Source organism: Pseudoduganella sp. GW821-FHT05F09, from assembly GCF_059419605.1.
Window position 1 is genome coordinate 668,311 of the sequence record NZ_JBWKSD010000003.1, and the last position, 17,853, is coordinate 686,163.

Annotated in this window: 17 protein-coding genes; 13 read left to right on the forward strand and 4 right to left on the reverse strand. The window is 64.8% G+C overall.

Annotated features, from left to right (window positions below):
- Positions 1-4: 4 nt before the first annotated feature.
- The 6 genes from AC07S4_RS12905 to AC07S4_RS12930 all read left to right on the forward strand — a co-directional run bounded on the left by AC07S4_RS12905 (position 5) and on the right by AC07S4_RS12930 (position 4,583).
- Positions 5-577, forward strand: coding sequence for a TRAP transporter small permease (locus tag AC07S4_RS12905; protein ID WP_494987024.1), 573 nt, complete (start codon positions 5-7; stop codon positions 575-577).
- Complete coding sequence (locus AC07S4_RS12910) at positions 574-1,854, forward strand: TRAP transporter large permease (RefSeq protein ID WP_494987025.1); 1,281 nt, start codon at positions 574-576, stop codon at positions 1,852-1,854. Before AC07S4_RS12905 ends, AC07S4_RS12910 begins: the two co-directional genes overlap by 4 nt.
- A 360-nt stretch (positions 1,855-2,214) precedes the next feature.
- Positions 2,215-2,736 (forward strand): methylated-DNA--[protein]-cysteine S-methyltransferase, encoded by a 522-nt coding sequence (locus tag AC07S4_RS12915; RefSeq protein WP_494987026.1) that lies wholly within the window; start codon positions 2,215-2,217, stop codon positions 2,734-2,736.
- Positions 2,712-3,614: a site-specific tyrosine recombinase XerD gene (gene xerD, locus AC07S4_RS12920; protein WP_494987027.1), complete on the forward strand. Its 903-nt coding sequence runs from the start codon at positions 2,712-2,714 to the stop codon at positions 3,612-3,614. The genes AC07S4_RS12915 and xerD overlap by 25 nt, the downstream gene beginning before the upstream one ends.
- Before the next feature lie 73 nt (positions 3,615-3,687).
- Entirely contained in the window at positions 3,688-3,864 is a 177-nt protein-coding gene (locus AC07S4_RS12925; RefSeq protein ID WP_494987028.1) for a hypothetical protein, read from the forward strand.
- A 116-nt stretch (positions 3,865-3,980) separates the two neighbouring features.
- Positions 3,981-4,583 carry an immunoglobulin domain-containing protein gene (locus tag AC07S4_RS12930; RefSeq protein ID WP_494987029.1) on the forward strand — a complete coding sequence of 201 codons (603 nt, stop codon included), beginning with the start codon at positions 3,981-3,983 and terminating at the stop codon, positions 4,581-4,583.
- Positions 4,584-4,710: 127 nt separating this feature from the next.
- Here the strand turns inward: AC07S4_RS12930 and AC07S4_RS12935 are convergent, their stop codons facing one another.
- Genes AC07S4_RS12935 through AC07S4_RS12945 form a run of 3 tightly spaced genes read right to left on the reverse strand, consistent with a single transcriptional unit; the run spans position 4,711 to position 9,884 of the window.
- Positions 4,711-5,487: a hypothetical protein gene (locus AC07S4_RS12935; RefSeq protein WP_494987030.1), complete on the reverse strand. Its 777-nt coding sequence runs from the start codon at positions 5,485-5,487 to the stop codon at positions 4,711-4,713.
- A complete protein-coding gene (locus AC07S4_RS12940; protein WP_494987031.1) occupies positions 5,487-8,618 on the reverse strand; it encodes an efflux RND transporter permease subunit in 3,132 nt (1,043 codons plus the stop codon). Before AC07S4_RS12940 ends, AC07S4_RS12935 begins: the two co-directional genes overlap by 1 nt.
- 3 nt (positions 8,619-8,621) lie before the next feature.
- Positions 8,622-9,884, reverse strand: coding sequence for an efflux RND transporter periplasmic adaptor subunit (locus tag AC07S4_RS12945; protein ID WP_494987032.1), 1,263 nt, complete (start codon positions 9,882-9,884; stop codon positions 8,622-8,624).
- Between the two features lie 446 nt (positions 9,885-10,330).
- Here AC07S4_RS12945 and AC07S4_RS12950 point away from each other — a divergent pair, with 446 nt between their 5' ends.
- Entirely contained in the window at positions 10,331-10,633 is a 303-nt protein-coding gene (locus tag AC07S4_RS12950) for a hypothetical protein (protein ID WP_494987033.1), read from the forward strand.
- Between the two features lie 319 nt (positions 10,634-10,952).
- Positions 10,953-13,391 (forward strand): putative bifunctional diguanylate cyclase/phosphodiesterase, encoded by a 2,439-nt coding sequence (locus AC07S4_RS12955; protein WP_494987034.1) that lies wholly within the window; start codon positions 10,953-10,955, stop codon positions 13,389-13,391.
- Here AC07S4_RS12955 and AC07S4_RS12960 read toward each other — a convergent pair.
- Positions 13,388-14,368, reverse strand: a complete 981-nt coding sequence (locus AC07S4_RS12960) for an endonuclease/exonuclease/phosphatase family protein (RefSeq protein WP_494987035.1) — start codon at positions 14,366-14,368, stop codon at positions 13,388-13,390. The genes AC07S4_RS12955 and AC07S4_RS12960 overlap by 4 nt on opposite strands.
- Positions 14,369-14,404: 36 nt before the next feature.
- On the opposite strand from AC07S4_RS12960, the gene ybaK reads away from it, so the two are divergent.
- From ybaK to AC07S4_RS12985, 5 genes are all read left to right on the forward strand, one after another.
- A complete protein-coding gene (gene ybaK / locus AC07S4_RS12965) occupies positions 14,405-14,896 on the forward strand; it encodes a Cys-tRNA(Pro) deacylase (RefSeq protein ID WP_494987036.1) in 492 nt (163 codons plus the stop codon).
- 79 nt (positions 14,897-14,975) lie between these two features.
- A complete protein-coding gene (plsY, locus tag AC07S4_RS12970) occupies positions 14,976-15,605 on the forward strand; it encodes a glycerol-3-phosphate 1-O-acyltransferase PlsY (RefSeq protein ID WP_494987037.1) in 630 nt (209 codons plus the stop codon).
- A gap of 58 nt (positions 15,606-15,663) precedes the next feature.
- Positions 15,664-16,326, forward strand: coding sequence for a DsbA family oxidoreductase (locus AC07S4_RS12975; protein WP_494987038.1), 663 nt, complete (start codon positions 15,664-15,666; stop codon positions 16,324-16,326).
- Positions 16,327-16,449: 123 nt separating this feature from the next.
- A complete protein-coding gene (locus AC07S4_RS12980) occupies positions 16,450-17,505 on the forward strand; it encodes a sensor domain-containing diguanylate cyclase (RefSeq protein ID WP_494987039.1) in 1,056 nt (351 codons plus the stop codon).
- A 21-nt stretch (positions 17,506-17,526) separates the two neighbouring features.
- On the forward strand, positions 17,527-17,817 hold the full coding sequence (locus AC07S4_RS12985; protein ID WP_494987040.1) for a DUF427 domain-containing protein: 291 nt from the start codon (positions 17,527-17,529) through the stop codon (positions 17,815-17,817).
- Positions 17,818-17,853: the final 36 nt, after the last annotated feature.

Below are 17,853 nucleotides of genomic sequence, written 5' to 3' on the forward strand. Positions count from 1 at the left end.
GACCATGAAATTCCTGGACCACCTGGAAGAATGGCTGATCGCGACCCTGATGGGTCTGGCCACCTTCATTATCTTCGTGGCGGTGGTGCACCGCTACCTGGCGGGCCTGCCCATCCCCGGCCTGCAAGACGCCCTGATCCAAATTAACACCAGCTGGGCGCAAGAGCTGTGCATCTACATGTTCGTGTGGATGGCCAAGTTCGGCGCCGCCTATGGCGTGCGCACCGGCATCCACGTCGGCGTGGACGTCATCATCAACCGCATGAACCCGGCTTGGCGCAACAAGTTCGTGGTGTTCGGCCTGCTGGCCGGCGCCGCCTTCACCGGCATCGTGGGCACCCTGGGCGCCAGCTTTGTGTGGGAAATCGGCCACACCGACCAGACCTCGGCCGACCTGGAAGTGCCGATGTGGCTGGTCTACCTGGCCGTGCCGCTGGGTTCCTACCTGATGTGCTTCCGCTTCCTGCAGGTGACGGTGGCCTTCCTGCGCACCGGCAATCTGCCGAAACACGACCACTCGCACGTCGAGGGCCTGGAAGACGAACTGACGGCTGAAGAAAAAGGAGCCAAAGCATGAACGCCATGATTATCTTCGTGCTGCTGCTGGCGCTGATGTTGACCGGCATGCCGATCTCCATCTCGCTCGGCCTGACGGTGCTGACCTTCCTGTTTACCATGACCTCGGTGCCGATCGAATCGGTGGCGCTGAAGCTGTTCACCGGCATCGAGAAATTCGAGATCATGGCCATCCCGTTCTTTATTTTGGCGGGCAACTTCCTCACCCATGGCGGGGTGGCGCGGCGCATGATCAACTTCGCCAGCTCCATGGTGGGCCACTGGCACGGCGGCCTGGCCCTGGCCGGCGTGCTGGCCTGCGCGCTGTTCGCGGCCGTGTCCGGCTCTTCGCCGGCCACCGTGGTGGCGATCGGCTCCATCATCCTGCCGGCCATGGTGCGCCAGGGCTATCCGAAAGGCTTCGGCGCCGGCGTCATCACCACCTCCGGCGCGCTGGGCATCCTGATCCCGCCGTCCATCGTGATGGTGATGTATTCGGTCACCACCAACACCTCGGTGGGCAAGCTGTTCATGGCCGGCGTAGTGCCGGGCATTATGCTGGCCTTCTTCCTGGGCCTGACCACCTGGTCCCTGGCCAAGAAGCATAACTATCCGCGCATGCCCAAGGCCAGCTGGGGCGAGCGCTGGGCCACCTTCCGCAAGAGCGCCTGGGGCCTGCTGCTGATCGTCATCGTGATGGGCGGCATCTACAGCGGCGCGTTCACGCCGACCGAAGCGGCCGCCATGGCCGCCGTGTACGCCTTCGTGATCGCCGTGTTCGTCTACAAGGACTTGAAAATCAAGCAGGTGGGCAAGGTGCTGCTGGACTCGGCGGCCATGTCGGCCATGCTGCTCTACATCATCACCAACGCGGTGCTGTTCTCTTTCCTGATGACCAGCGAAAACATCCCGCAGGCGATGGCGGAATGGATCACCGGCCAGGGCCTGGGCGTGATCAGCTTCCTGCTGGTGGTCAACATCCTGCTGCTGCTGGCGGGTAACGTGATGGAGCCGTCGTCCATCGTGCTGATCATGGCGCCGATCTTGTTCCCGGTGGCGATGAAGCTGGGCATCGATCCTGTGCACTTCGGTATCCTGATCGTTGTCAATATGGAAGTGGGGATGTGCCATCCGCCGGTCGGCCTGAATTTGTACGTGGCGTCCGGAATCACCAAAATGGGGATTACGGAATTGACCGTGGCGGTGTGGCCATGGCTGCTTACCATGCTCGCCTTCCTGGTGCTGGTGACCTACGTACCACAAATTTCGCTGTGGTTGCCTAACTTAATTTACTCCTAAACTAAAAAAATTCATGGCTCAAAAAAATGAGCAAAAAGCGAAGTGGATCAGTTATGATTGCTTCGCTCCAGAGGCAAACAAAACAAATAACGATATCTGGTCTGGTAGCAAGAACATGAAGTTTAGTGGGGAGAGTAAATAAAAAAACGGCACGCATGCCGCATATACATTGAGGAGACACACGGTTCACAGTATGTCGTTGGAAGATTGACGAAGGCCGCCACAAGTGAGCTACGTCGACGCCAAACGGCCGGTTCCGTGACAGCAGGATTGAAAGCGCACTCTTATAGTGCGCTTTTTTTTTGCTCTGCCCCATTTTGGTGGTGTAGTATTGATGCAACAATGAGCCGGACAATTGTGATGGATAAACAACAGAGTAGCCATATTTTCAACGCCGTCGTCGCCACGCCGTTCGGCGCCATGGGCGTGCGTACCGGCGGCGCGCTGGTGACCGAACTGGTCTACCTGCCGGCCGGCTACGCCGAGAAGGACGCCCAGGACGCGGTGGCGGCGCTGGCCGCCGAGCAGATCCTGCGCTACTGCGCCGACGCCGACTTCCCCTTCAGCCTGCCGCTGGCGACGGTGGGCAGCGCCTTTCAGCGCCGCGTGTGGGCCGCCATCAACAGCATTCCGCGCGGCCAGGTGCGCACTTACGGCGAACTGGCCAAGTTCCTGGAATCGGCGCCGCGCGCCGTGGGCCAGGCCTGCGGCGCCAACTGGTTCCCGCTGGCCGTGCCCTGCCACCGCGTGACGGGCGCCAACGGCCTGGGCGGCTTCGCCCACCACGACGACGCCAACGGCTTCCACCTGAACGTGAAGCGCTGGCTGCTGGCGCACGAAGGGCATAGCGAATACGCATGGCAACAGACAACGCTGCTCTGATCGACGAGTTCTGCGACGCGCTGTGGCTGGAGGACGGCCTGGCCAAGAACTCGCTGGACGCCTACCGCCGCGACCTGCGCCTGTTCGCGCGCTGGCTGGACGTGGCGCGGCCGGACGTGGCCGGCCTGAACGCGGTGGCCACGCACGATATCGACGCCTATTTCAGCGCGCGCCACGCGGACACCAAGGCCAGCTCGTCCAATCGCCGCCTGTCAGTGCTGAAACGCTATTACCAGTATGCGCTGCGGCAGAAGCTGGTGGCGGCCGATCCGTGCCTGAAGCTGGCCTCGGCCAAGCAGGCGCAGCGCTTTGTCCACACGCTGAGCGAGGCGCAGGTGGAGGCCTTGCTGGCCGCGCCGGACACGCGCACCCCGCTGGGCCTGCGCGAGCGCACCATGCTCGAGCTGATGTACGCCAGCGGCTTGCGGGTGTCCGAACTGGTGGCGCTGAAGACTTTCGAGCTGAGCCTGAACGACGGCGTGCTGCGCATCACCGGCAAGGGCGGCAAGACGCGGCTGGTGCCGTTCGGCGGCCAGGCGCGGCAGTGGATAGAACGCTATATGAAGGAGGCGCGCGGGGCCATCCTGGACGGCCAGCAGGACGACGCGCTGTTCGTGACCGGGCGCGGCGGGCCGATGACGCGCCAGATGTTCTGGGTGATTATCAAAAAGCACGCCCACAAGGCCGGCATCACCTCGCCGCTGTCGCCGCACACCATGCGCCACGCTTTCGCCACGCATTTGCTCAACCATGGGGCGGATCTGCGCGTGGTGCAGCTGCTGCTGGGCCATGCCGACATCTCCACCACGCAAATCTACACCCACGTGGCGCGCGAGCGTTTGAAGCATTTGCATGCGCAACATCATCCCCGGGGCTGAAAAATTTGCGCGCGCCGCATCTGCGTCATAATGTAGCTGAACAAACATAGTTCGCAACATGGGAGAGTAGCAAATGGCTAAGACAAATTTCCAGTACGAAAAACGGCAACGGGAGCTGGAGAAGAAAAAGAAGAACGAGGAAAAGGCCAGGCGCAAGCTGGAAGCCAAGAACAAGCCGGAAGGCGAGCAGGGCGAGCCAGAGGATGGGGACGACGACGAGGACGGCCAGCCGGCGCCGGCACAGGAATAAGGGCGCGCCGCTGTTACGTTCTGATACACTTTATTTCTTAAATTTACAGCAACTAGTGTCGTCAGGCATTGCGGCGGTCCTATACTCTCGCTGACTTCATTCCAGCGGGAACCCCTATGAAAAAGTATGTGCTTCAACTGTCGGCCTGCGCAATGGCCGTGGCTCTGGTTGCCTGCGGCGGCGGCGGCGGCGACTCCACCGAGACCGAAACCCAGCCCGTCATCACCACCCAGCCGGTCTCCGTGACCGCAGGCGCGGGCAGCGATGCCAGCTTCAGCGTGGTGGCCACCGGCGGCAACCTGAAATACACCTGGCGCAAGGACGGCGTGGTACTGCCGGACATCACCGCGCAGAAATTCACCTTCAGCCCGCTGATCGCGGCCCGCGCGGGCGTGTACGACGTGATCGTGTCCAACAAGGTCGGCAGCGTCACCAGCACGACGGCGACGCTGGTGGTGGGCATCCTGCCAGCCATCACCACGCAGCCGGTCGCGCAAAGCGTGGCGGCGGGCGGCTCGGTGACCTTCACCGTGGTGGCCACCGGCAGCGACACCCTGGGCTACCAGTGGCGCAAGGCCGGCACCAACATCACCGGCGCCAACTCGGCCAGCTACACGCTGAGCAACGTCACCAGCGCGGATGCCACCACTTATGACGTGGTCATCACCAACACCTACGGCACCGCCAGCAGCGCGGTGGTGGCGTTGACCTTGAAATAAGCGCGCTGGCGGGTTGCGCGCGCCGCAAGCGGCACGCTAACCCGCCCTACGCTGTGCAGGCGCGATAGCAAAACCGTACTGTGCAGGACGGTTAGCAGCAACGCTGCGTAACCCGCCATGTCCGCGCCTACGCGGCCGGCGTTGCGTCAGGCGCCTCCACAAACTGAATTTCGATCAGCTCGTCGTCCGCGTAGATTTTTTCCCCCAGCGGCGGATAGTATCCCAGGCCATCGCTGCTCAGCTTGAGCGGCACGCGCTGCTCGCCATGCAGCAGCGTGGCGCTGGCCACCGTGCGCTGCGTGACTTTTTGCAGCTTGATCTTTTCATGCCCGCACCAGTCCGTGGTGAGCAGCAGCGTGTTGACCATGCTGGTGAACCAGAACCCGATCTCCTCCTTGGCCGTGGCCACCAGCACCTTGCACTCCAGCCGCAGGTCGCCCAGCCGCCGCATGCCTTGCGGCACGCCGGCGCTGTGGATGTCCGGCTCCCAGCGGTAGCCGCCTTTCGGTTTGTTCAGCAGCAAGTCCGCGTTTTCCCGGCGCGCCTCCTCGCTGCGCGGCAGCGAGAAGGTATGGTCGGCCGCCACCGGCAGGTGGATGGAGACGGTGTCGCCGGCGACGCGGATGGCCAGGTTCTCCATCTCCACATTCTTCGCCCCGCTGCGCGCGCGCAGCTTGAAACGCACCTCCGGCGCGGCGGGCGCCAGCGCGTGTTCGCTGTCGAAGGCGTCTAGCCCCGCCGCCATCACGCGGTAGGTTTTCAGTTCCGGATTGCGGATGCCCTGGATCACCACCGGCGGCGGCTCCTTGGACTGTGCTTTGGCAGGCTCGGCCTGCTCGGCCGCGAACGTGGCGCAGGGCGACAACAGCAGCGCGGCCAGCGCGCCCAGTACTGGTTTTTTCATCAGGCGGTTTTCTTGTTAGGGTGAACTTGTTCCGCCACGGCGGCGGCCGTGGCGGCTTCCTGCTTGCCGCCCAGCCAGCGCGCGCAGCGCTTGCCCAGCGTGTCGAGATAGGTGTAGGCCACCGGCACCACCACCAGCGTCAGCAGGGTGGAGGTGATCACGCCGCCGATCACCGCGCGGCCCATGGGGGCCTGCGTCTCGCCGCCGTCGCCCAGGCCGATGGCCATGGGCAGCATGCCGAAGATCATGGCCAGCGTGGTCATCATGATGGGGCGCAGGCGCACCTGGCCGGCCTGCATGATGGCGGCGCGCTGGTCCAGGCCTTCCTTCTGGCCGTGGTTGGTGAAGTCCACCAGCAGGATGGCGTTCTTGGTCACCAGGCCCATCAGCATGATGAAGCCGATCACCGAGAAGATGTTCAGCGTGCTGCCGGTAATGAGCAGCGCCAGCAGCACGCCGATCAGCGACAGCGGCAGCGAGGTCATGATGGCCACCGGCTGCAGGAAGCTGCCGAACTGCGAGGCCAGCACCAGGTAGATGAAGATCACGGCCACGCCCAGCGCGGTGATGGCGCCGCCCATGGTTTCCTGCATCTGCTGCGCGTTGCCGGCCACGTCGAAGCGCACGCCGGCCGGCAGCACGATGGACTTGATGGCCTTCTGCACGTCGGCGTCCACGTCGCCGCCGGGGCGGCCTTCCACGCCGGCGTAGACCGCCACGCGGCGCTGCAGCGCCTGGCGCTTGAGCACCTGCGGGCTGGACGAGGGAATGAACTCCACCACCTGGCGCAGCGGCACCATGCGCGGCGAGCCGTCGGCATTCAGCCGATTCGACGCAATCGACAAATCGGCCAGGTCCATCACGCGCTGGCGGCCGGACTTGGGCAGCTGCACATTGATCTCGTAGTTCTGGCCGTCCGAGGCCAGCCAGTGGCTCACTTTCTCGCCCGCCACGAAAGGCCGCAGCGCCGCGCCCACCTGCTGCACCGACAGGCCGAGGTCGCTGGCCAGCTCCTGGTTGATCTTGATCATGGTGGACGGATTGGCGCCTTCCTGGCTGTATTCCAGGTCGGCCACGCCCTTGATCTTGCGCATCTTGTCCATCAGTTCGCGCGCCACGGCGTCCAGCTTGCCCTCGTCGGTGCCCAGGATGGCGATGAAGATGGGCTTCTGGCCCACCGACAGCTGGATGCCGGCAATCGGCGCCAGCCGTTCGCGGATGGCTTTCTCCAGTTCCTTCTGCGAGCGGCGGTGGGTTTTCTTCACGTCGGTCAGCTTCAGGTTCACCTCGGCCGAGTTGCGGCCATCGCGCGTGCCCACATTGGACAGGATGCTGTCGATTTCCTTGAACTGGGCCAGCGCCGTTTCCACCTGCTTGACCTTGTCGTTGGTGTACTCCAGGCTGGAGCCGACCGGGGTCTTGAAGCGCATATTGACCCAGCCTTCATCGGTTTCAGGGAACATCTCGCCGCCTATCATGGGCACCAGCATCAGGCTGGCCACGAAGATGGCGGCGGTGACGGCCAGCGTGGTCTTGCGCCAGTTCAGCGCGGCGGCCAGCACCTTGCCGTACACCACGTGCAGCCAGTCCACGCCGCGCTCGACCCAGTCCATGAAGCGGCCCAGCCATGGCAGGTAGCGGAATCGGTTCTCTTCCGGGTCCGGCCACACCGACGACAGCATGGGGTCCAGCGTGAAGGAGACAAACAGCGACACCAGCACGGCCACCGCCACGGTGATCCCGAACTGCAGGAAGAAGCGGCCGATAATGCCGTCCATGAACGCGACCGGGATGAACACGGCCACGATGGCGAAGGTGGTGGCCATGACGGCCAGGCCGATCTCGTTGGTGCCGTCTTCGGCCGCCTGGTGGTGGTCCTTGCCCATGCCGAAATGGCGCACAATGTTCTCGCGCACCACGATGGCGTCGTCGATCAGCAGGCCGATGCACAGCGACAGCGCCATCAGCGTGAGGAAGTTCAGCGTGAAGCCGAAGGCCTGCATGGCGATGAAGCTGGCCATGACGGAGATCGGCAGGGTCAGGCCGGTGATGATGGTGGAGCGCCAGGACTTGAGGAAGAAGAACACGATCACCATGGTCAGCACGGCGCCTTCGATGATGGTGCGCTTCACGTTGTCGAGCTGGCTCTGCACGCGTTCGGACTGCGAATCGAGGATGTGCAGGCGGACGCCGTCGGGCAGCGTCTGCTGCAGGGCCTCGGCGGCCTTGCGCACGCCTTCGCCCACCACCACCACGTTGGCGTCCTGCACCTTGGTCACTTCCAGCGAAATGCCGGGCTTGCCGTCGATGCGCGAGTACGATTGCGCTTCTTCCTCGCCGTCCACCACGCTGGCCACCTGGTCCAGGTAGACCGGGCCGTTGGCGCGGCGCGCCACGATGATTTTGTTGAATTCGCGCGCGTCCTTGATCTTGCCCTCCACCCGCACCAGCTGCTCGGTGACCGGCTGGCTGATGTTACCGGCCGGCAGGTTGGCGTTGGTGGCCTGGATGGCGCGGATGATCTCGTCCACGCCTATGCCCTGCGCGGTCATCTCGTTGGGCTTCAGGCTGATCAGCACCTGGCGCTTGGTGGTGCCCAGCACGCGCACCTGGCCCACGCCGGCCACGTTCTGGAAGCGCTTGCTGATGATCTGGTCCGTCATGGTGGACAGCTCGCGCAGGCTGTGCTTGTCCGAGCTGAGCGAGAGCGTCACCACCGGGCGTTCGTTGTCGCCTTCCTCGCGGGCGATGAAGGGGTCTTTGGCCTCCTTGGGGAAGCGCGGACGCACCAGGGCCACCTTGTCGCGCAGCTCCTGCATGGCGCGGTCCATATTGGTGGACAGCTGGAACTCCAGGTAGACCCCGGCGCGGCCTTCCCAGGAGTTGGCGCGTATGGTCTTCACGCCGCTGACGGTGTTGACGATGTCCTCCACCGGCCGCGTGATGTCGTTCTCCACCGCCTCCGGCGAAGCGCCCGGATATTCGATCTCGATGGCGGCGAAGGGCAGGCTGACGTTGGGCATGCTCTCCACGCCCAGGCGCTTGTAGGCGAACAGGCCAAGCACCATGAGCGCCACCATCACCATGGTGGCGAACACCGGATTTTTAATGCTGACTTTGGTTATCCACATGGCTTAGCTCCGCGCGCCAGGCACGCTGGCTTTGGCCGTGGTTGACTCCCTCACCGATGCCGCATCGGCGGGTGCGGCCAGCTTGACCTTGGCGCCCGGCTTGACCGCGTCCAGCTTGGCCACGATCACCTGCGCGCCCTGCTGCAGGCCGCCGGTCACTTCGGCGTAGCCGGTGTCCTCGTTGCGCAGGCCCAGCGTGACCGGCTGCGCCACCACCTTGCCCTGGTCCACCTGGTACACCACCTGTTTGCCGCCGTCGCTGCGCAGCGCCGCCAGCGGCACCACCGGCATCACGGCCGAGCGTTCGGTGACGATATTGCCCTTGGCGAACATGCCGCCCAGCAGGGCGCCGTCCTTGTTGTCCACGGAAATATAGACCAGCATGGCGCGCGAGCCCGGCTCGGCGGTGGGGTTGATGCGCGCCACCTTGCCGTGGAATTCGCGCTGGAAGCCGTCCACCTTGAACGCCACGTCCTGGCCGGTTTTCACGCGCGGAATTTCGGACGTGGGCACTTGCGCTTCCAGCGTCAGCTCGGCCAGGTTGACGATGGTGTAGACGGGCATGTCAGGCGCGACTTTTTCGCCCGCCTGCACATGGCGTTTGGAGACCACCCCGCTCATCGGCGCGCGGATCACGCTGTCGTTCAGCGCAATGCGGGCCATGTCCACCATGGCGCTGGCCGACTTCACATTGGCGCGCGCCAGTTCCACGCCGTTGGCGGTGGTGTCGTAGGACGTCGAGGAAATATAGTTCTGCTTGAGCAGGGCCTGGCTGTTGGCGTGGTTGCGGCTGGCCATGGCCAGCTTGGCCTGGGCCTCGTCCAGCATGGCCTGCTGCTGCGTCAGGCGCGCCTGCAGGTCGGCCTGGTCCAGCCGCGCCAGCACCTGGCCCTGGGCCACGTGCGTGCCTTCGCGCACGGCCGCCTCGCGCACCTCGCCGGACACCTTGGCCTTGATGGTGGCCTGGCTGACGGGCGCCAGCGAGCCGGACAGCGGCAAGCTCACGGCCAGCGCGCGCGCGTCGATGGCGGCCACGTCGGCTGCGGCCAGCTCGTAGACTTCCGGGCCTTTTTTCGCGTCGGCCTTGGCCGGCGCAGCAACGGTGGCGGTGCCGGGGGCGGGCGTCTTGGCCCGGCTCTGCATCACGGTCCAGCCGCCGCCCGCCAGCGCCAGCACGATCAGCACTGCGGCGGGCTTGCGCCAGCGTTTGCCGCGTGCGGCGGCCTGGGCGGGAGCGGAGGGGAGGGGCAAGGTCTCGATTTTCATTGTTGTGTCTCTTGGAGGCCAGATTGGGATGTTGCCACTCTAGGCAATTTCAAGAGCCCGCACCACGCCAGTGCGACGAAACGGGGAAAAACGGGGCTGAGTTGCAGAAACTCGTGACGAACCGCTTGGAGTGCCGTTGCGAGATCCGAGCAGGTTTCGTGTCCAAATTCAGGTTGGTGACATTTGGAGATGATGTTAGTGAGAGTCCGGTGGTATATTTCCTAATGGAAATTTTAAGTGTCGTATGAAAACTAAATTGATAGTTGCAGTTCTATTTTTGTAAGTGCGCACGCACGGGCAGAATTAATCGAAGTGATTCCAGTATCTTGGCAGTTGACAGGAAACTATGGGACTGGGGCCGCGCTGTACGCAGCCTGTGTTGGAGTACAACATGTCCATAGTGACTCCTTCTGGCTTAAACCATCGAAAAACTGTGAGGCAAGACCGTGAATAAGATAATTAGTGCACCGGAGAATCACCCTTTTGTTGGCGTATGGGTTACCGGAGGTGAAGATTCAGACGTTACGTTTGAGATTTCCGCAAATGGCGACAGTTTTCACGTTGTTGGCGTGTGTATTTCAGACGGAGAAGTATTCGAAATTGAAAACCTTGCTTCGGGCGAGAACTGGTTAAGTTTTGACGCAAAAATGCCTTCAACCGGATGGCGTTCCAAAAATGTATTTCGATTGCGCGATGATGGCAAAGCGGACTTGGAGCTCACTATTTATGAGGTATGGAAGAAGAAGTGAGCGGGTACTGGGTCCGGCGGTCAGCGCCGCTTATTTGAAGCGCTGTGACCCTAAAACGCCAGAAGGCCGTGCTATCAAGCTTCTGATGCGTTTAGGGAAAACCGACTGTTTAAAACGAATGCCCGTCAGCGTCAGCATACTGTGACTGCTGTCATGATTTCGGTCCACAGGGTGATAGACGAGCACCGGTGGCGCGCACGTTTGACGAAACGCAAGACGTGCGCGGCGCGCACGCGCCAAGATGGATGCTACGCCCCGAAGCGGGCACATACGCATCGAGGGCGCCGTGGAGCCGCATCAACCTGACACCGGGCCTGCCTTGCCCATACCGTCCGACGCCATCGCGGTGCCGGACGCGCTAAACCTGATCTCCCGTCTGATCGACACGGTGGAACCGTCCCAGCTGGTGGCGGTGCACTGCATGGACGAGGCGGGCTGCGTGCTGTTCTGGAACAGCGCCTGCGCCGAACTGTACGGCATCGCCTCCGCCGACGCGCTGGGCCAGCCGCTGGCCAGCCTGCTGGCGTTCGAGCAGGCCGCCGAGCACGCCGCCGCGCTGGAGGACGCCTGGCGCAGCGGACGCGCCAAGCCGGCCCGGGACTGGCAGGTGAGTACGGCGGCCGGGCGCCGCCTGTGGGTCAATTCCACGCTGTTCCCGGTGGCGCAGGACGGCGCCGTGCGGCAGGTGTTCTGCGTCGACGCCGACATCACCGCGCGCCGCATCGAGGACGAGGCGCTGCGCGCGGCCGGCGCCAATTTCCGCCAGCTCTATTTGCGCTCCGCCGACGCCATCCTGATGCTGCAGGGCGAGCGCGTGACGGACCTGAACCCGGCCGCGCTGGCCCTGTTCAAATGCCCGCACCGCGACGGCATGGTAGGCCGCCGCCTGCGCGATTTTTCCACGCAGCAGCCGCCGGACGGCGAGCAGCAGACGGGGCCGCCCGGCATGGACGAGGGCGCCGGCGGCAGCCTGCGCTACGACTGGCGCTTCCTCAACTGCGCCGGCGAGGCTTTCTGGGCCGAAGTGCTGATGACTTCGATTTCGCTGGACCACGGCTACCTGTTCTACGTGGTGGTGCGCGACATCAGCGCCCGCAAGCAGGCCGAGCGCACGCTGCATCTGGCGGCCCAGGTGTTCGAGAACTGCCGCGACGCCATCGTGCTGACCGACCGCGAGCGCCGCATCATCGCGCTCAACCGTTCCTTCACCCAGATCACCGGCTACGCGGCCGAGGCCATGCTGGGCCAGCCCTTGCAGCTGCGCCGCAGCGGCGAGGACGCGCACGACTTCCAGCGCCAGGTGTGGCAGGAGATGGACGCCACCGGCCACTGGCAGGGCGAGGTCAGCTGCCGCCGGCAGGGAGGCGAGCTGTTCCCCGGCTGGCTGTCGCTGACCACCATCCGCGACAGCGCGGATCGGGTCAGCAACTATATGGGCATGCTGTCCGACATCACCGACCGCAAGCGCGACCAGGACCAGACCCGCCACCTGGCCGAGCACGACTTCCTGACCGACCTGCCCAACCGCGTGCTGCTGCTGGACCGGCTGAGCCAGGCGCTGGCGGCGGCGCGCCGCAGCCATACTATGCTGGCCATCCTGTTCATCGACCTGGACCGCTTCAAGGAGGTCAACGACACCCTGGGCCACCACGTGGGCGACCAGCTGCTCAAGGAGGTGGCGGCGCGGCTGGTGAACTGCGTGCGCGGCGCCGACACGGTGAGCCGCCAGGGCGGCGACGAGTTCCTCATCATCCTGTCCGGCATCGGCGGCGTGGACCAGGCGGCGCACGTGGCGGGCAGCGTCGTGGGCGCCATCGCCCGGCCTTTCCAGCTGGGGCCGCATGCGCTGCACGTGTCCGGCTCGGTCGGCATCAGCCTGTACCCGGACGACGGCGACGGCATCGAGCAGCTCATCAACAATGCGGACGTGGCGATGTACCACGCCAAGGAAAGCGGGCGCAACGGCTACAAGTTCTTCAACGCCGACATGCACGCCCACATTGCCGAGCGCGAACAGCTGGAGAACGGCCTGCGGCTGGCCTTGCGCGAGCAGCAGTTTGAACTGGCCTTCCACGCGGAAGTGGAGATTGCCAGCGGCGCGGCGGTGGGCGTGGAGGCGCTGCTGCGCTGGCGCCATCCCGAGCTGGGCCTGCTGCGCCCGGAGCGCTTCATGGCCGCCGCCGAGGAGGCCGGCTTGATGGTGCCGATAGGTAATTGGGTGCTGCAGCAGGCCTGCCGCAGCGCGCGGCGCTGGCGCGACGCCGGGCACAGCCTGGTGGTGGCGGTGAACTTGTCGGCGGCGCAGTTTGCGCAGAAGAATCTGCTGGACATCGTGCGCGAGGCGCTGGCGGCCAGCGGGCTGGCGCCGGCCAGCCTGGAGCTGGAGCTGACCGAGGCCATCATCATGAAGGGCGGCAACGCCGCGCACGCCACGCTGGACGCGCTGCATGCGCTGGGCGTGCGGCTGACCATAGACGATTTCGGCACCGGCTATTCGCGCTTGGGCTATCTGAAGGATTATCCGGTGGACAAGCTGAAGATAGACCAGTCCTTCGTGGCCACGCTGGACGGCAACACGGCCGTCATCGGCGCCATTATCGCCATGGCGCGCAGCCTGGACATGGTGGCCATCGCGGAGGGCGTGGAGACGCAGGAGCAGCTGGATTTCCTGCGCAGCGCGGGCTGCGACCAGTACCAGGGCTACCTGGCGGATGCGCAGGTGCAGGCCAGCGCGCTGGGGCAGCTCTTGGCGGGTTAGCCGCGCAGCGGCGTAACCCGCCGCAAGCGCAGCCGCACCAGCACCTGCCCGTGGTCCGAGGTCTCCGGCCGCTGCTGGCTCAGGTGGTCGTTCATATACGTCACGTCGTACACCTCGCCGATGGCGCGCGGCGAATCCGGGTGGAACTCTTCCGACACCAGCACGTGGTCTATGGTGCTGTAATGCCCCTCGTGCACGGTGGTGTAGCCCATGTGGTGCAGATGGTCCTGCCGCTGCTGGATCTGCTCGCAGTCGAACATGCGGCCGCGCAGCTCGTCGCCCGGCTCGCAGTTCGGATTGCCCCCCAACACGATGGTGGTGGTGACGGCGTCGGCCGTGTCGTTGAAGTCGCCCATGACCACGCAGGGCCGCTGGCCGTCCTTCATCACCTTGCTTAGCAGCACGCGCAGCGCCACCGCCTCCGTGCCGCGCCACACCAGCGAGCGCAGATTGGCCAGCGCGTAGTGCAGCGGGTCGTCATCGCAGTCGTCGCGCCGGTAGTCGGGGCGGCGCGACTTCAGGTGCACCACCACCACGTCCACCGTGGTCTCATTGGGCAGCACCACCTGCGCGTGCAGCGGCGCGCGCGCGAAGCGGTCGGCGTCGGGATTGCCGGAGTCGGACACCACCCCGGCCGGGAACTCGGCATACACGGCGGGCGCCGCCGCCAGCGGCAGGCGCGACACCAGCGCCACATTGGGCGTCAGGCGCGTGGCGTGCGGATCGGGGTCGAAGCCGGCGTGGATGGCGTCGCGGTATTTGCGGGTGCGCGACAGCACGTCGCGCAGCGCAGCCTGGGAAAAGATTTCCTGAAAACCAACGACATCGGCATCCAGCTGGTCCAGCTGCTGCGCGGTCCATTCCACCTTGGCCTCATATTCCTGCTCAGAAAGCGGCGGCAGGTTGTCGTACAATTGAGCACCCGGCGGGGCGAGATTGCAGACATTGAACGTGGCGAAGCGAATTTCTTCCCGCATAACGAAACTCCTATTGAACGGTTAGCGTATCACGGCATGGCCAAAAAAGAGCATATTTCCGAAACGCCCGCGACCCAGATGCTGCGCAAGCATAAGGTGGCGTTCTCCGAACACCCTTACGAATATGAAGAACACGGCGGCACCACGGTGTCCGCGCGCGAGCTCGGCGTGGACGAGCACGCGGTGGTCAAGACCCTGGTGATGCAGGACGAGGCGGCCAAGCCGCTGATCGTGCTGATGCACGGCGACTGCAAGGTGTCGACCAAGAACCTGGCGCGCGGCATCGGCTGCAAGTCGGTCGAGCCGTGCAAGCCGGAAGTGGCGCAGCGCCATTCCGGCTACATGGTGGGCGGCACCTCGCCCTTCGGCACCAAGAAGGCGCTGCCGGTGTACGTCGAGGAATCCATCCTGGCGCTCGATACGATTTATATCAATGGCGGACGGCGCGGCTACCTGGTGGGCATCAAGCCGCAGGTGCTGCTGGAGCTGGTTGCGGCCAAACCGGTGCACTGCGCGCTGGCCGACTGAGGCTACTCAGTGCCGGCCGCTTGTTGTATAGTCGTCAGCCGCCGCAGTGGCAGCAAGAAAAAATAAAAGAGAGAAACGTATGAATACAGCACTGATAACAGTGGCCATGGCCGTGGGCGCCTACCTGCTGGGCTCGATCTCCTTCGCCGTCGTGGCCAGCAAGCTGTTCGGCATCGCCGACCCGCGCACCTACGGTTCCAAGAACCCGGGCGCGACCAATGTGTTGCGAAGTGGCAACAAGAAAGCCGCCATCGCCACCCTCATCGGCGACGCCGCCAAAGGCTGGCTGGCGGTGTGGCTGGCCGTGCATTACCAGGAGCAGCTGGGCGTGGAAGACATCGCCATTGCGCTGACGGCGATAGCCGTGTTCCTGGGCCATCTGTGGCCCATCTTCTTCCGCTTTGTGGGCGGCAAGGGCGTGGCCACGGCCGCCGGCGTGCTGCTGGGGCTGAATGTCTGGCTGGGCCTGGCCACGCTGGCCACCTGGCTGATCGTGGCCTACGCCTTCCGCTACTCCTCGCTGGCCGCGCTGGCCGCCGCCGTGTTTGCGCCGTTCTACTACGGCCTGCTGTTCGGCGTGGACTCTATCCTGATCGCCGTGGTGGCCATGTCCATGCTGCTGCTGTTCCGCCACAGCGCCAATATTTCCAACCTGATCGCGGGCAAGGAAAGCCGCATCGGCAGCAAGGCCGCCGCCAAGAAGAAGTAAGCGTTGAAATAGGCCGTGGCGGCCCCATATCGCAGGGATACTTTCCCGCGAGGCCGCCATGACCACCCCCATCAAAATCGATTTCGTTTCCGACGTCTCCTGCCCCTGGTGCGCAGTCGGCCTGAACGCGCTGGAAACGGCGCTGCGCAGCATAGGCGGCGAGGCCGCTCCCACGCTGCACTTCCAGCCCTTCGAACTGAACCCCAACATGGGGCCGGAAGGGCAGGACATCACCGAACACATCACCCAGAAATACGGCGCCACGCCGGAGCAGCAGGAGCAGTCGCGCGCCATGATACGGCAGCGCGGCGCCGACGTCGGCTTTGACTTTGCCATGGGCAAGCGCAGCCGCATTTACAACACCTTCGACGCGCACCGCCTGCTGCACTGGGCCGGCCTGGAAGGCGCCGAGCAGCAGCGCGCGCTCAAGCACGCGCTGTTCACCGCCTACTTCACCGAAGGCGAAGACCCGAGCGCGCACGCGGTGCTGCAGGCGGCCGCCGTCAAGGCGGGGCTGGACCCGGCCGGCGCCGCCGCCGTGCTGGCCTCGGACAGCTACGGCGCCGAGGTGCGCGCGGCCGAGCAGTTCTACCAGCGCCAGGGCATCAATTCGGTGCCGGCCGTCATCATCAACGACCGCCACCTGATCTCCGGCGGCCAGCCCGCCGAGCTGTTCGAGCGCGCGCTGCGCCAGATCATGGCCGACACGGCCCCGGCCTGAGCGGGCAATCTGCGGCCGAAAGGCGGGGCGGATCTCCGTTCGCGGTTTTTTTGCGCTAAACTTGTCGATGTAGCACCGAAGCTTATAGACTAGACAAGCGCAACGACGCTACGAAGGGACGCCATGCTGGCCGCAGAGAATATTTACCCGAATATATACCCACTCAGTTACGCTGTTCCGCCGGACGACGCGCGCCGCGTGGCCGCGCTGCAGCGCTACCACGTGCTGGACACGCCCGCCTGTGAAGAATTCACCTTCCTGACCGAACTGGCCGCGCAGCTGTGCGGCGTGCCCTACGCCTTCATCACGCTGGTGGACGCCGGGCGCGCCTGGGTGCTGGCCGCCGCCGGCCTGGCGCTGGACACGCTGCCGCGCGAGCAAAGCTACTGCTCGCTGGCGGTGCTGGGCCAGCAAGCCACCGAAATCGAAGACCTGAGCGCCGACCCGCGCACCGCCGGGATGCCGCTGACGGTGTCCGCGCCCCATATGCGCATGTACAGCAGCGTGGCGCTGACCTCGCCGGACGGCCACGCCATCGGCGCGCTGAGCGTGATGGACAGCCGCCCGGGCCGTCTCGGTCCCGAGCAGGCGCGCAGCCTGCGCCGCCTGGCCGCGCAGGCCATGGCGCTGCTGGAAGCGCGCGCCGCGCGGCACGCGCTGCAGGCGGCCCGGGCCGAACTGGCCGAGCTGTCCACCACCGACGAGCTGACCGGCTTGCACAACCGCCGCGCCCTGCTGGGCAAGCTGAGCTTCGAAGTGGCGCGCACGCGCCGCTTCCGCACGCCGCTGTCGGCCCTGATTATCGACCTGGACGGCTTCAAGGCCGTCAACGAACGCCACGGCCGCGACGCGGGCGACCTGGTGCTGGCCAACGTGGGCCGCCTGGTGCGCGAGAATGTGCGCGTGATCGACCTGGCCGGGCGCTACGGCGGCCAGGAAATCTGCGTGCTGCTGCCCAACACGCCGCTCGAGGGTGCGCTCAAGCTGGCCGAAAACCTGCGCGCCAAGCTGGCCGCGCAAATCCACCGCGAAGCGGGGCGCTTGCTGCCGGTCACGGCCAGCATCGGCGTCGGCGCCTTCAACCACATGGACATCAGCGACGGCGATAGCCTGCTGCGCCACGCCGAGCAAGCGCTGGCGCGCGCCAAGGCGAACGGACGCGACCGCGTAGAAAGTTAATTCAGACCACAGGAGGCAGCCATGCCCAAAGCAATCTGGAACGGCGAGGTGATCGCCGAAGCGAACGACGACGAAGTGCAGATCGTGGAGAACAACGTCTACTTCCCGATCGAAAAAGTGGCCGAGGAATACCTGCAGGAAAGCGAGCACACCACCACCTGCCCGTGGAAGGGCAAGGCCAACTACTACCACCTGCTGGTGGACGGCAAGGTCAACGAAAACGCCGCCTGGTTCTACCGCCATCCCTCGGACAAGGCGCAGCACATCAAAGACCACGTCGCCTTCTGGCACGGCGTGGAAGTGCAGCGCTAGTCAACCTTAGGCCCCGGGTTCGGGTAACATCCGGGG